The sequence below is a fragment of the Bradyrhizobium sp. AUGA SZCCT0177 genome, assembly GCF_018130125.1.
Classification (GTDB): Bacteria; Pseudomonadota; Alphaproteobacteria; order Rhizobiales; family Xanthobacteraceae; genus Bradyrhizobium.
This window is the reverse complement of sequence record NZ_JAFCMA010000007.1, coordinates 30,027-42,892: the sequence shown is the minus strand read 5'-3', so window position 1 is coordinate 42,892 and position 12,866 is coordinate 30,027. Positions and strand designations below refer to the sequence as shown.

The window sequence follows — 12,866 nt, the reverse complement described above, 5'->3', positions numbered from 1 at the left end:
TCCGCGTTAGCCACGAATGGCCGACGCCTTCCTCAACAATAAACATTTGTGGTTATGGGTCCCGGCTCAAGGCCGGGACGACGGGCTGATAGAGCTCAGCGCTTCTTGCGCAGCCGCACGACCATGTCGACGCGGGCGATTTCGTAACCTTCCGGCACGTCGGGCATCCGCGACAGCACCAGATGCGGATCTGGAATGTCGACCAGCTCGTGGTTGTTCTCGAGATAGAAGTGGTGATGCGCCGTCACGTTGGTGTCGAAATAGGTCTTGGTGCCGTCAACGCTGACCTGGCGCAGCAGGCCGGCATCGGTGAGCTGGTTGAGCGTGTTGTAGACGGTGGCGAGCGAGACCGGCACCTTGGCCAGCGTCGCTTCCTCGTACAGCATTTCAGCGGTCAGATGCCGCGCGCCCTTGCCGAACAGCAGCCAGCCGAGCGCCATGCGCTGGCGGGTCGGCCGCAGGCCGGCAGCTTGCAGCATTTCGTTGACGTCATGCCAGGGACAGCCGGTCAACGCCGGTTGATGTCCGGCGGCATGGGCGGCCGGATCCATCGCGGCTAAGTCAGCGGCGTCGTCGTTCACAGTCGAGACCTGGTCGTTCATTTCCACTTCGGTACCACGCTGACAAACTTGGGCAATATTCTTGCCCAATATAAAAGGAAATCCTTTAGATGCAAGTTTTTCGCAACTAGAACGATCCCAAGGTAAAGGCGGAACCCGCGATGGGACAGGGTGCTTTTAGGCCCTATCCAGTGCTTTGCCGCCCGCCAAGGCCTATGTTACAGAGCGCGCGGACCACATATGCATATTCGGCAGGGACATTTGCCGGTGGCACCCAAGTAGCGCCAATTTGCGGGAAACAGGCATTCTTCCGCGGGAAACCGGTCCAGTTCGCTCGAAAGCGCGACCAGGATACTTTTTGCGGGACATCTTAGAGAGGCTGAAACGATGCTGGATCGCCGCGGCGGTTACGAATACGAGGATTTGCTGGCGTGCGGCCGTGGCGAGCTATTCGGCCCGGGAAATGCGCAATTGCCGCTGCCGCCGATGCTGATGTTCGATCGCATCACCGAAATTTCCGAAACCGGCGGGGAATACGGCAAGGGCATCGTTCGCGCCGAACTCGACGTGAACCCGGATCTCTGGTTCTTCGGCTGCCATTTCAAAGGCGATCCGGTGATGCCGGGCTGTCTCGGCCTCGACGCGCTGTGGCAGATGGTCGGCTTTTATCTCGGCTGGACCGGCGGCGAGGGCCGCGGCCGGGCGTTGGGCCTCGGCGAACTGAAGTTCTCCGGTCAAGTGATGCCGAATGTCCGCAAGATTGTGTACAACGTCGATATCAAGCGGGTGATGCGTCTAAAGCTCTGGCTGGGTATCGCCGACGGCTGGCTTTCGGCCGACGGCGAGATTATCTATCGCGCGAAGGATCTGAGGGTGGGGCTGTTAAAGCAGGGTGCCGCATTGCCGGGAGCGTAAGTTACCCGCTCTCCAATAGGCGGAATTCGGTTTGACGGCGGCCATCACACAAAACGCAAACGACAGGACGAGGCGATCATGAGGCGGGTTGTCATCACGGGGATGGGCATCGTCTCATCCATCGGAAATAACACCCAGGAAGTGCTTGCGAGCCTTCATGAGGCGAAATCGGGGATCACGCGCGCGGAAAAATACGCCGAACTCGGCTTCCGCTCGCAGGTGCAGGGCGCTCCGTCCCTCAATCCCGCCGATGTCATCGACCGGCGCGCGATGCGCTTTCTCGGCGAGGGCGCGGCGTGGAATCACATTGCGATGGAGCAGGCGATCCAGGATTCCGGTCTCAGCCCGACCGAAGTTTCCGACGTCCGTACCGGCATCATCATGGGCTCCGGCGGACCGTCCGCGCGCACCATCGTCGAAGCGGCCGATATCACCAGGACCAAGGGTCCCAAACGCGTGGGGCCGTTCGCGGTGCCAAAGGCGATGTCGTCGACCGCCTCAGCCACGCTGGCGACTTGGTTCAAGATCAAAGGCGTGAACTATTCGATCTCGTCGGCCTGCGCGACCTCCAACCATTGCATCGGCAACGCCTATGAGACGATCCAGATCGGCAAGCAGGATGTGATCTTCGCCGGCGGCTGCGAGGAACTCGACTGGTCGCTGTCGGTGCTGTTCGACGCCATGGGCGCGATGTCCTCGAAATACAACGCCACGCCCGCCACCGCGTCGCGTCCCTATGACGTCAGCCGCGACGGCTTCGTCATTGCGGGCGGCGCCGGCGTGGTGGTGCTGGAAGAGCTCGAACACGCCAAGGCGCGCGGCGCGCGCATCTACGCCGAAGTGGTCGGCTATGGCGCGACGTCTGACGGCTACGACATGGTGGCCCCCTCGGGCGAAGGCGCCGAGCGCTGCATGCGGATGGCGATGGAGACCGTGAAGACGCCGATCGACTACATCAATCCGCACGCCACCTCGACGCCCGCCGGCGATCCGCCGGAAATCGAGGCGATCCGCAAGGTGTTCGGCACCGGCGAAAAATGCCCGCCGATCTCGGCGACCAAGGCGCTGACCGGACATTCGCTCGGTGCCACCGGCGTTCAGGAAGCGATCTATTCGCTGCTGATGATGAACAACGGTTTTGTGTGCGAGAGCGCCAACATCACCGAGCTCGACCCGGTGTTCGCCGACATGCCGATCGTGCGCAAGCGCATCGACAATGCCAAGCTCGGCACCGTGCTGTCGAACTCGTTCGGTTTCGGCGGCACCAACGCCACGCTGGTGTTCAAGCGCATGGATGCGTGATTTGTCATGCCCCGCGAAAGCGGGGCATCCAGTACGCCGCGGCTTCTCGATTCAATTACTGATATCTCGGGAATACTGGGTCACCCGCTTTCTCCGGTGATGACAGTCGTGAACGCCTATCCCGCCGCGATCTTCTCTGCGCGCTGGAACGCCGGCCGCGCCGCGCATCGGTCAATATAGGCGTCGAACGACGGCCGCGACGGCACCATCTTGAACAGCCGCACGGCGAAATTCAGCCCGGAGCCAATGATGATGTCGGCTGCGGAAAAATTCTCGCCGAGAATCCACGGACCTTTCTCCAGCGCGTTGTCGAGCACGTCGATCACGCGTTGCGAATCGCCCCAGCCGGCCGCGACCGGATTCATTTCGATCTTGGTCGCGAGCTGCACGATCGCAGGCTCGATACAACCGGGGCTGAAGAACAGCCAGTAGAGATACTTTGCGCGCAGCGGATCTCCGAGCGGCGGCGCCAGCTTCGCTTCCGGATAGCGCTCGGCGACATAGGCCGCGATCGCGGCGGCTTCGGCAAGCGTGGCCTCGCCATCCCGGAGCGCCGGCACCTTGCCCATCGGATTGATCGCCAGATATTCGAGCTTGCGCTGTGCGCCGGTCGAGATGTCCGTCAGCACGCGTTCATAGGGTTGTCCGGTCTCTTCGAACAGCCACAGCGAGGAAAACGAACGCGAACGGGGCGACCAATAAAGCTGCATCATGGCGGAACCTTTCATCGGCGGAGGCGGACAATGCCATCTTCATTGCGCGTCTGACGCGAATTGGCAACGCACTACGCCTAGGACGAACGGTTCAACGTCGAGCGATATGTTGGTCAACTTTATTTCGTGCGGTCGACTGGCCGGCGATTTCGGGCGAATCGCGGAGAGCCACGCTCAATTGTCTTTGAGGTAGTTGGGCAACAGGAGGCATGGCTAGCAAAAAATTAAGCGCGGCTGTGAGGCCTTCGCTCATCACGCCCGCGATTTCGCGGCGAGGGTTTCGGCTTGCGCTGTTCGCGCATCCTTTGCGTTATTGTCCAAGCGCGGCCGACAATGCCTTGTCGAGATGCGTAGCAAGCAATGCCCGGGTGCCGTCGCGCAATGTCGCGCTCGTCGCCGCCGCTGCTGCGGGCTCTGGAAACGCAGAGTTTTCGAGTTTGGTAAGCGGGTCCTCGACTCCAAACCCCCTGGCAAGTGCCAAGCCAAGATTGATGTTAAAAGGCTTTTTGCTTACCGCGTAGGTCTGTCCGTCAAACACCGTGACCTGGATGCTGGAGTACAAGCGGGTATGGCCGACGAGGCTGCCGATGCCGCGGTGATAAACGCCGATGCCGCGCAGGGTTTGGTTGGTTCCGTCCAACTTGCTGTCAAGTTTTGTAACCGCCACATAGCGCGCGCAACCAGCGTTCGCGGTGATCTGCCGCACAATGGTGGTCAGATCGCTCTCGGGATTGCGAAACAGCGCCGGGGCAGGACGGTCGTAAGGCGCGAACGCCTGCTTCGAGTAGGCTATTCGCCGGACACCGGCGCCGGAACCCGTCACGGCGCGAACGCGCGCGACCACGAGATCGTCGAGACCCCAGCTCTCGATCGGTACATCCGCATAATCGTTGTTGAATACGGTGAGGCCGATTTTCTGAACCGCGAACTGGTCGCCGACCGCTGGAATAACGCCGATCTGACAAGGACCGCTTTCCGTCGGCGCGGCTTGCCTCGCGCTGGTCTTGGTCTTTGCCGCCGCCTTCTTGGCGGGCTTCGGCGCGGATGGCGCGGCTATAGGCGCGGGCTGGGCTTGCGCCCATGCGGGTGTGACGGAGCACGACAGGATAAGTGCAACGGCCAGGACGCGGATCATGAAAACTCGGGAACGGGATTGGTGCGCAGGGATGCGTCTAACTAGAGCGCACCGCGGGCATCCGCAAGTTGTTTTGCGCCTCTTCGTCTATCGTGCGGAGCTCTCCCCTCTTCCATCGATAATACTTCATCACATATCCCGTCATCGGCGGGACCTTGTCGCGTTGCTGATCACCCCCGCGATTTTCGCAACGAGGGTTTCACCTTGCGCTGTTCGCGCAAGGCATCGGCGGCGAGGCAGACCACTTCCGAGATTTGCTGCAGCTGTGCGGCCAGCGGGCTGGTCTTGCGCCAGACCATGCCGATGGTCCGCGACGGTTGCGGGTTGCTGAACCGCGCGACCGAGACCTGTGCCGAACGGGTTTCCACCGTGACCGCCATTTCCGGAATCAGGGTGACGCCGATGCCGGCGCCGACCATCTGAACGAGCGTGGACAGCGAGCTTGCGTCCAGCACCTCGCGCGGCGGCGACTGCATGTTGCAGAACGACAGCGCCTGGTCGCGGAAACAATGCCCCTCTTCGAGCAGCAGCAACCGCATCTCGCGCAGCGTCTCGTGGCTCGGCACCGGTGTGCCCTCGTCCGCGCCCGGCCGCACCAGCAGGAAGGTCTCGGAAAAGCACGCGATCTCGGTCAGCGATGGCTCCGATACCGGCAATGCCACGATCGCCGTATCGAGCCGGCCTTCGGTCACTTCCTTGATCAGCTTCGGCGTCAGCGTCTCGCGCACGTGGATGTCGAGTTCCGGATGCATGCGCGCGAGGTTCTCGATCACTTTCGGCAGCAGATAGGGCGCGATCGTCGGGATCATGCCGATGCGCAGCCGGCCGGCAAGCCGGTCCTGTGCCGCGCGCGCGAAATCGCCGAGTTCATCGACCGAGCGCAGGATGTCGCGGACGCGCTGCACGATCTCTTCGCCGAATTCCGTCAGCGTGATCTGTCGCGCGCTTCGTTCCAGCAGCGCGCCGCCGAGCGCTTGCTCCATTTCCTTGATTTGCATCGACAGGGCCGGCTGCGAGATCGAGCAGGCTTCCGCCGCGCGCCCGAAATGGCCGTGACGGGCCAGCGCATCAAAATAGCGAAGCTGTCTGAGCGTCATCTGTATCATCAGAATATCTTATCGGTTCGATCATTAAAATCAACTTCCCCTGATGGAAAGCGGCTCTTAGAGTGCTTCCAATCTGACTGGAAGCGGCCCTTAGGAGGCAATCATGGACGACAAAACAAAATGCCCGTTCTCGGGCGGAAAAGGCGGACACTCGAACCGCGATTGGTGGCCGGACGCGCTGGACGTTTCGCTGCTCCACCGCAATTCCACTCTGTCCGATCCGATGGGCGAGGCGTTCGATTACGCCAAGGAGTTCAAGACCCTCGACCTCAATGCCGTGGTCAAGGACCTGACCGCGTTGATGACGGAATCGCAGGAGTGGTGGCCGGCCGATTTCGGTCACTATGGCGGTCTCATGATCCGCATGGCGTGGCACAGCGCCGGCACCTACCGCATCACGGACGGCCGCGGCGGCGCCGGGGCTGGTCAGCAGCGCTTCGCGCCGCTGAACAGCTGGCCTGACAACGCCAATCTCGACAAGGCGCGCCGGCTGCTATGGCCGATCAAGCAGAAATACGGCCGCAAGATCTCGTGGGCCGACCTGATGATTCTCGCTGGCAACGTCGCGCTGGAATCGATGGGCTTCAAGACGTTCGGCTTCGCCGGCGGCCGCACCGACGTCTGGGAGCCCGAGGAGCTATTCTGGGGCCCCGAAGGCACCTGGCTGGGCGACGAACGCTACAGTGGCGAACGCGAACTCTCCGAGCCGCTCGGCGCCGTGCAGATGGGTCTCATCTACGTCAATCCGGAAGGCCCGAACGGCAACCCGGATCCGCTCGCAGCGGCGAAAGACATCCGCGAAACGTTCTTCCGCATGGCGATGAATGACGAAGAGACCGTTGCGCTGATTGCCGGCGGCCACACCTTCGGCAAGGCCCATGGTGCCGGCGATCCGTCGCTGGTGGGGTCAGACCCGGAAAGCGGCGCTCTCGAGGATCAGGGCCTCGGCTGGAAGAGCAAGCACGGTACCGGCATCGGCGCCGATACCATTACCGGCGGTCCGGAAGTCACCTGGACGCAGCAGCCGACGCAGTGGAGCAATCTGTTCTTCAAGAACCTGTTCGAGAACGAATGGGAGCTGACCAAGAGCCCGGCCGGTGCCAAGCAGTGGAAGGCGAAGGGCGCGGAAGCGACGATCCCGGACGCCTTCGACAAGTCGAAGAAGCATGTGCCGATGATGCTGACGACCGACTTGTCGCTGCGCTTCGATCCGGCTTATGAGAAGATTTCGCGGCGCTTCTACGAAAACCCGGACCAGTTCGCGGACGCGTTTGCGCGTGCCTGGTTCAAGCTCACGCACCGTGACATGGGTCCGGTCGTGCGTTATCTCGGCCCGCTGGTGCCGAAGGAAACGCTGATCTGGCAGGATCCGATTCCGGCGGCGGATCATCCGCTGATCGGAGACGCGGATATCGCCGCGCTGAAGACCAAGATTCTCAGCTCGGGTCTGTCGGTGTCGCAGCTCGTTTCGACCGCATGGGCGTCGGCGTCGACGTTCCGCGGCTCCGACAAGCGCGGCGGCGCCAATGGCGCGCGTATTCGTCTCAGCCCCCAGAAGGAGTGGGAGGTCAACCAGCCCGCCGAGCTGAACACGGTGCTGCAGAAGCTGGTGGCGATCCAGAAGGAGTTCGGCAAGAAGGTTTCGCTTGCCGACCTGATCGTTCTCGGCGGCTCCGCGGCGGTCGAAAAGGCCGCAAAGGACGCCGGCGTCGACGTCAAGGTGCCGTTCACGCCGGGGCGCATGGATGCGTCGCAGGATCAAACCGACGTCGCTTCCTTTGCTCCGCTCGAACCGCGTGCCGATGGCTTCCGCAATTATGTCAACGGCAAGAAGCATCAGTTCCTGGGGCCGGTGGAAGCGCTGATTGACCGCGCGCAATTGCTGCGGTTGACGGGACCCGAACTGACGGCGCTGGTCGGCGGCCTGCGCGTCCTCGGCGCGAATGCCGGCGGATCAAAGCACGGCGTCTTCACCAGCAAGGTGGGGACATTGACGAACGATTTCTTCGTCAATCTGCTCAGCATGAGCACGGAGTGGCAGCCGTCGGGCGATGCCTACGAGGGCCGAGATCGGAAGACAAAGGCGGTCAAGTGGACCGCCACCGGCGTCGACCTGATCTTCGGTTCGCATGCGCAGCTTCGCGCCTTCGCCGAGGTCTATGCCTGCGCGGACTCCAAAGAGAAGTTCGCCAAGGATTTCGCCGCCGCCTGGACCAAGGTGATGAACCTCGATCGGTTCTGATCAGCTGAGCGCTGGACGAACGCAACACTGACAAAAAAGGGCGGCTCACAAGCCGCCCTTTCGCTTTTCAAGATGGAGCGCGCGATCAAACGCCGAGCGTACCGGCCTTCGCCGCCGCAAAACGCTCGGCGACCTTGGTCCAGTTCACCGTGTTCCACCACGCCTTGAGATAATCGGCGCGGCGGTTCTGGTAGTTGAGATAATAGGCGTGCTCCCAGACGTCGTTGCCAAGCAGCGCGCGCTTGCCGTCCATGATCGGATTGTCCTGGTTCGGACGGGTCTCGATCGCAAGCTTGCCGTCCTTGGCAACGGTCACGAACACCCAGCCGGAGCCGAACTGACGTCCGCCCGCGGCATTAAAGTCGTTCTGGAACTTCTCCAGGCCGCCGAGGTCCTTGTCGATCGCGGCCAGCACCTCGCCTTCCGGCTTGCCGCCGCCCGGGGCCATGATTTCCCAGAACATGGTGTGGTTGGCATGGCCGCCGAGATTGTTGCGCACACCGAATTTGATGTCGTCGTTCAGGGCGTTCAAATTGCCGAGGATGTCCGTCACCTTGCTGGTGCCGAGCTGCGCATTGGTCTTGGCGAGGGTGTTCAGATTGTTGACGTAGGCGGCATGATGCCGACCATGGTGGATTTCCATGGTCTTGGCATCGATATGCGGCTCAAGCGCGTTGAAGGCGTAAGGGAGCGGCGGCAGCGTGAACGGGCCTGCCGCGGCCGGGGCAGCCGCCGGTGCGGCGGCCTGGGCAAAGGCGACACGCGGTGCCGCCGCGACGGCTACGAGGCCGGCGGCGGCGCTGAAAAAATGACGGCGCGAAAGTGCGGACATAAGTCTCTCCCTGCGTGACGAGCCTGCTGCTCGGTTCGGACGATCGTAACGGGTCCAGCTTCCAGCTGCGAAGTCAGCCCCATTCCGGTTTCATTTTAAATGGGTTAGGCGCTGCGGCGTAAGAGCGCACGATCACATCTGCGGCAAATAAAAAGGGCGGCTTTGCAGCCGCCCCCTTCTGATTTTCGATGTCGAGGCGCTTACTCGCCGGCCGCTTCGCGGGGCGCCGAGGCTTCCGCCGCTTTCTGCTTGGCTTCGAGGTCCTCGCCGGTCGCCTGATCGACCACCTTCATCGACAGCCGCGTCTTGCCGCGATCGTCGAAGCCGAGCAGCTTGACCTTGACCTTGTCGCCTTCCTTGACGACGTCGGAGGTCTTCTGCACCCGGGCCCCGGCGAGCTGGCTGATGTGGACGAGGCCGTCCTTGGCGCCGAAGAAGTTCACGAACGCGCCGAACTCCATCACCTTGACCACGGTGCCTTCGTAGATCTGGCCGATCTCCGGATCGGAGGCGATCGACTTGATCCACTTGATCGCGGCCTTCATCGCCTCGCCGTCGTTGGAGGCGACCTTCACGGTGCCGTCGTCCTCGATGTTGACCTTGGCGCCGGTCTTCTCGACGATCTCGCGGATCACCTTGCCGCCGGTGCCGATCACTTCACGGATCTTGTCGGTCGGGATCTTGAAGGTCTCGATGCGCGGCGCGTACTCGCCGAGCTCGGCGCGCGCATTGGTCAGCGCCTTCGACATTTCGCCGAGGATGTGGATACGCCCATCCTTGGCCTGGCCGAGTGCCGCCTTCATGATCTCTTCGGTGATGCCCTCGATCTTGATGTCCATCTGCAGCGAGGTGATGCCCTGGTCGGTGCCGGCCACCTTGAAGTCCATGTCGCCGAGATGATCCTCGTCACCGAGAATGTCGGACAGGACCGCAAAGCGCGAACCTTCCAGGATCAGGCCCATCGCGATGCCCGCGGTCGGCCGCTTCAGGGGAACGCCCGCATCCATCAGCGCCAGCGAAGCGCCGCAGACCGATGCCATCGACGACGATCCGTTGGATTCGGTGATCTCGGAAACCACGCGCACCGTGTAGGGGAATTCGTGGTGCGGCGGCAGGACCGGATGGATCGCGCGCCAGGCGAGCTTGCCGTGGCCGATTTCGCGGCGCTTGGTGCCGCCGAGGCGTCCGGTTTCACCGACCGAGTAGGGAGGGAAGTTGTAGTGCAGCAGGAACTGCTCCTTGTAGGTCCCTGACAGCGAGTCGATGTACTGCTCGTCCTCGCCGGTGCCGAGCGTGGTCACGACCATCGCCTGGGTTTCACCGCGGGTGAACAGTGCCGAACCGTGGGCGCGGGGCAGCACGCCGACTTCGGCGATGATGCTGCGCACGGTCTTGGAATCGCGGCCGTCGATGCGCTTGCCGGTGTCGAGGATGTTCCAGCGGACGATCTTGGATTCGAGTTCCTTGAACACGCCGGCGATGCGCAGCTTGTCGTATTGCGGCTCCTGCCCTTCCGGGAAGTAGTGAGCCATCACCTTTTCCTTGGCCTTGCCGACCGCCGCGTAGCGGTCCTGCTTGATCGGGATAGCGTAGGCCGAGCGCAGCTCCTGCTCGATCAGGCCGAGCATTTCCTTCTCGAGCGCGCTCTCGTCGACGACCTTGACTTCGCGCGGCTCTTTCGCGGCCTTCTCGGCCAGCTCGATGATCGCCTTGATCACCGGCTGGAAGTGCCGGTGTCCGAACATCACAGCACCGAGCATGATGTCTTCGTTGAGTTCCTTGGCTTCCGATTCCACCATCAGCACGGCGTCGGCGGTGCCGGCGACGACCAGATCAAGCTGGGTCTCGAGCATTTCGTCGAGCGTCGGGTTGAGCACATATTCGTCGTTGGCGAAGCCGACGCGGGCCGCCCCGATCGGGCCCTTGAACGGCGCGCCCGAGATCGTCAGCGCCGCGGAGGCCGCGACCAGCGCCAGAATGTCGGGATCGTTCTCCATGTCATGCGACAGCACGGTGACGATGACCTGGGTTTCATTGCGCCAGCCGTCGACGAACAGCGGACGGATCGGACGGTCGATCAGGCGGGAGACCAGCGTCTCCTTTTCGGTCGGCCGGCCCTCGCGCTTGAAATAACCGCCGGGAATACGGCCCGCGGCATAGGTCTTTTCCTGGTAGTCGACGGTCAGCGGCAGGAAGTCGACGCCTTCGCGCGGGTTCTTGGCGGCGACGACCGTGGCGAGCACGATGGTCTCGCCATAGGTCGCGAGCACGGCGCCGTCGGCCTGACGGGCGATCTTTCCGGTTTCAAGCTTGAGGGGACGTCCACCCCAGTCGATCTCGACTGAATGAGCATTAAACATTTCGATTTCTTTCATGGTTTAGCGAAAGCAGGGACGCCTGAAACACAAAGACCATGCGCAAGATTGCGAGACACTGATCGCAACACGAGATCAGCATCCGGCGATCCTGCCATGGTCTTTATATTTCGGATGGCGTCCATCCTCTCGGTAGTCCGGGCACCTTGCCCTGCCCAGCGGCCGGATTGCTGCTGGACGTCTATTGAGCATGCGTTTCTTCATGCCCTTGCGCATGATCGTCTCCGAAAATCCGGAGTCCGGGTTTCTTCCGGAAGACCATACGAAAACGCGCGCAACAGGCGCGCGCGTACTCTGGGATCAACGACGAATGTTGTGCTTTTCGAGCAGCGCCTTGTAGCGCGCCTCGTCCTTCCGCTTGATGTAATCGAGCAGGGAACGGCGCGTGGCGACCATCTTCAAAAGACCCCGGCGCGAATGATTGTCCTTCACGTGGGATTTGAAGTGCCCGGTGAGGTTGTTGATGCGTTCCGAAAGGATCGCAACCTGAACCTCGGGCGAGCCGGTGTCGCCGGTCTTGTTGGCATTCGTCTTGATGACTTCCGCTTTGCGTTCGGCGGTAATCGACATCGTCAAACTTTCTCGTTGTTACGACCGGAACTGGCAGTCAGTCCGGTCAGGTTGAACACACGCTTGGGGATGAGTTCGCCATTGCCAATTTCGGCGAGGGCCAGAAGCCGGCCTGCCACCGTGACATAGACTGTGCCGCTACAATTGGGCGCATCCCGTCCGCGCAACAAAACGGCCTGGCCCCGGTGGAGCCTTGCCGCATCAGCCCGTGTGACGGCCAGTGCCGGGATGTCGTCCAGCGCGGTCTCAACGGGCAAAAGCGCGTCGGCGAGGCTGCCCTCGCCCGACGCGGCTCTATTACACAAAGCCTCCAACTGTTCCAGCGGAATCATGTCCGTTTCGCGGAATGGACCTACCAGGGTCCGCCGCAAGGCGCTGATATGGCCGAAACAGCCCAGAATCCGGCCGATATCGCGGGCCAGCGCCCGGACATAGGTTCCCTTGCCGCACTCGGCCTCGAACACGGATTGGCCGCTATCTATATGTTCTACAAGGGTTAATTCGTGAATCTCGACCGGTCGCGGCTTCAATTCGACGGTTTCGCCGTCTCTGGCCAGATCATAGGCCCGTTCGCCCTGGACCTTGATCGCGGAATATTGCGGCGGGATCTGCTCGATCAGGCCGGTGAATTGCGGCAGCAGCGCCCGGATCGCCTCGGCGGAGGGCCTGAGATCGCTGGTCCTGGTCGCCCGGCCCTCGGTGTCGTCGGTATCGCGTTCCTCGCCCCAACTCACGGTGAAGCGGTAGCGCTTGCGGCCGTCCATCACGAACGGGACCGTCTTGGTGGCTTCGCCCAGCGCGATCGGCAAACCGCCGGAGGCGAGCGGGTCGAGGGTACCGGCATGGCCGGCGCGCTTGGCCTGGAACAGGCGCTTGAGCACCGCGACCGCGTGCGTCGAGGTCATGCCGATCGGCTTGTCGAGAATCACCCAGCCATGGACGTCGCGCTTGTCGCGGCGCGGCTGATTATTCTGCCGTTGCTGTTTGCCTTGATGCTTGTTCTGGCGCGGATCGTTATTGCCGCGCCGCGTATCGTCGCCGCGCCGGGAATCTTCGTTGCGCGGTTCGGTAAAAATATTTTTTTCGGCGTCATGCGATTCGGCATTTTGCGAATCG

The 12,866-nt window shown here is 62.2% G+C and carries 12 protein-coding genes; 3 read left to right on the top strand and 9 right to left on the bottom strand.

Annotation, left to right across the window (positions count from 1 at the left end):
* Positions 1-95 precede the first annotated feature (95 nt).
* Entirely contained in the window at positions 96-551 is a 456-nt protein-coding gene (gene irrA / locus JQ597_RS10085) for an iron response transcriptional regulator IrrA (RefSeq protein WP_283813409.1), read from the bottom strand.
* Positions 552-947: 396 nt separating this feature from the next.
* On the opposite strand from irrA, the gene fabA reads away from it, so the two are divergent.
* Together fabA and fabB are read left to right on the top strand one after the other, a co-directional pair.
* Positions 948-1,475, top strand: coding sequence for a 3-hydroxyacyl-[acyl-carrier-protein] dehydratase FabA (gene fabA / locus JQ597_RS10080; protein WP_192736260.1), 528 nt, complete (start codon positions 948-950; stop codon positions 1,473-1,475).
* 78 nt (positions 1,476-1,553) lie between these two features.
* Positions 1,554-2,777, top strand: a complete 1,224-nt coding sequence (fabB, locus tag JQ597_RS10075; protein WP_212264046.1) for a beta-ketoacyl-ACP synthase I — start codon at positions 1,554-1,556, stop codon at positions 2,775-2,777.
* Between the two features lie 116 nt (positions 2,778-2,893).
* On the opposite strand, the gene JQ597_RS10070 is transcribed toward fabB, so the two are convergent.
* The 3 genes from JQ597_RS10070 to JQ597_RS10060 form a co-directional block, all read right to left on the bottom strand.
* On the bottom strand, positions 2,894-3,490 hold the full coding sequence (locus JQ597_RS10070) for a glutathione S-transferase family protein (RefSeq protein ID WP_212264045.1): 597 nt from the start codon (positions 3,488-3,490) through the stop codon (positions 2,894-2,896).
* 310 nt (positions 3,491-3,800) lie between these two features.
* Complete coding sequence (locus JQ597_RS10065) at positions 3,801-4,625, bottom strand: hypothetical protein (protein WP_212264044.1); 825 nt, start codon at positions 4,623-4,625, stop codon at positions 3,801-3,803.
* A gap of 170 nt (positions 4,626-4,795) precedes the next feature.
* Entirely contained in the window at positions 4,796-5,731 is a 936-nt protein-coding gene (locus tag JQ597_RS10060; RefSeq protein WP_212264043.1) for a LysR substrate-binding domain-containing protein, read from the bottom strand.
* A 103-nt stretch (positions 5,732-5,834) separates the two neighbouring features.
* Here JQ597_RS10060 and katG point away from each other — a divergent pair, with 103 nt between their 5' ends.
* Positions 5,835-7,973, top strand: a complete 2,139-nt coding sequence (katG, locus tag JQ597_RS10055) for a catalase/peroxidase HPI (protein ID WP_212264042.1) — start codon at positions 5,835-5,837, stop codon at positions 7,971-7,973.
* A gap of 85 nt (positions 7,974-8,058) precedes the next feature.
* On the opposite strand, the gene JQ597_RS10050 is transcribed toward katG, so the two are convergent.
* From JQ597_RS10050 to JQ597_RS38470, 5 genes are all read right to left on the bottom strand, one after another.
* Positions 8,059-8,805, bottom strand: coding sequence for a superoxide dismutase (locus JQ597_RS10050; protein WP_212264041.1), 747 nt, complete (start codon positions 8,803-8,805; stop codon positions 8,059-8,061).
* Between the two features lie 200 nt (positions 8,806-9,005).
* Complete coding sequence (pnp, locus tag JQ597_RS10045; RefSeq protein WP_212264040.1) at positions 9,006-11,165, bottom strand: polyribonucleotide nucleotidyltransferase; 2,160 nt, start codon at positions 11,163-11,165, stop codon at positions 9,006-9,008.
* 315 nt (positions 11,166-11,480) lie between these two features.
* Positions 11,481-11,750: a 30S ribosomal protein S15 gene (rpsO, locus tag JQ597_RS10040; RefSeq protein ID WP_212264039.1), complete on the bottom strand. Its 270-nt coding sequence runs from the start codon at positions 11,748-11,750 to the stop codon at positions 11,481-11,483.
* Between the two features lie 2 nt (positions 11,751-11,752).
* A complete protein-coding gene (truB, locus tag JQ597_RS10035; protein WP_502754370.1) occupies positions 11,753-12,679 on the bottom strand; it encodes a tRNA pseudouridine(55) synthase TruB in 927 nt (308 codons plus the stop codon).
* On the bottom strand, positions 12,676-12,855 hold the full coding sequence (locus JQ597_RS38470; protein ID WP_502754368.1) for a hypothetical protein: 180 nt from the start codon (positions 12,853-12,855) through the stop codon (positions 12,676-12,678). Before JQ597_RS38470 ends, truB begins: the two co-directional genes overlap by 4 nt.
* Positions 12,856-12,866 lie beyond the last annotated feature (11 nt).

Bases quoted from the DNA above. Each gene is read 5' to 3' on its own strand.
- pnp (WP_212264040.1), bottom strand. From the start codon at position 11,165: ATGTTTAATGCTCATTCAGTCGAGATCGACTGGGGTGGACGTCCCCTC.
- JQ597_RS10060 (WP_212264043.1), bottom strand. From the start codon at position 5,731: ATGATACAGATGACGCTCAGACAGCTTCGCTATTTTGATGCGCTGGCC.
- JQ597_RS10070 (WP_212264045.1), bottom strand. From the start codon at position 3,490: ATGATGCAGCTTTATTGGTCGCCCCGTTCGCGTTCGTTTTCCTCGCTG.
- JQ597_RS38470 (WP_502754368.1), bottom strand. From the start codon at position 12,855: ATGCCGAATCGCATGACGCCGAAAAAAATATTTTTACCGAACCGCGCA.
- irrA (WP_283813409.1), bottom strand. From the start codon at position 551: ATGGATCCGGCCGCCCATGCCGCCGGACATCAACCGGCGTTGACCGGC.
- JQ597_RS10065 (WP_212264044.1), bottom strand. From the start codon at position 4,625: ATGATCCGCGTCCTGGCCGTTGCACTTATCCTGTCGTGCTCCGTCACA.
- fabA (WP_192736260.1), top strand. From the start codon at position 948: ATGCTGGATCGCCGCGGCGGTTACGAATACGAGGATTTGCTGGCGTGC.
- fabB (WP_212264046.1), top strand. From the start codon at position 1,554: ATGAGGCGGGTTGTCATCACGGGGATGGGCATCGTCTCATCCATCGGA.
- JQ597_RS10050 (WP_212264041.1), bottom strand. From the start codon at position 8,805: ATGTCCGCACTTTCGCGCCGTCATTTTTTCAGCGCCGCCGCCGGCCTC.
- katG (WP_212264042.1), top strand. From the start codon at position 5,835: ATGGACGACAAAACAAAATGCCCGTTCTCGGGCGGAAAAGGCGGACAC.
- rpsO (WP_212264039.1), bottom strand. From the start codon at position 11,750: ATGTCGATTACCGCCGAACGCAAAGCGGAAGTCATCAAGACGAATGCC.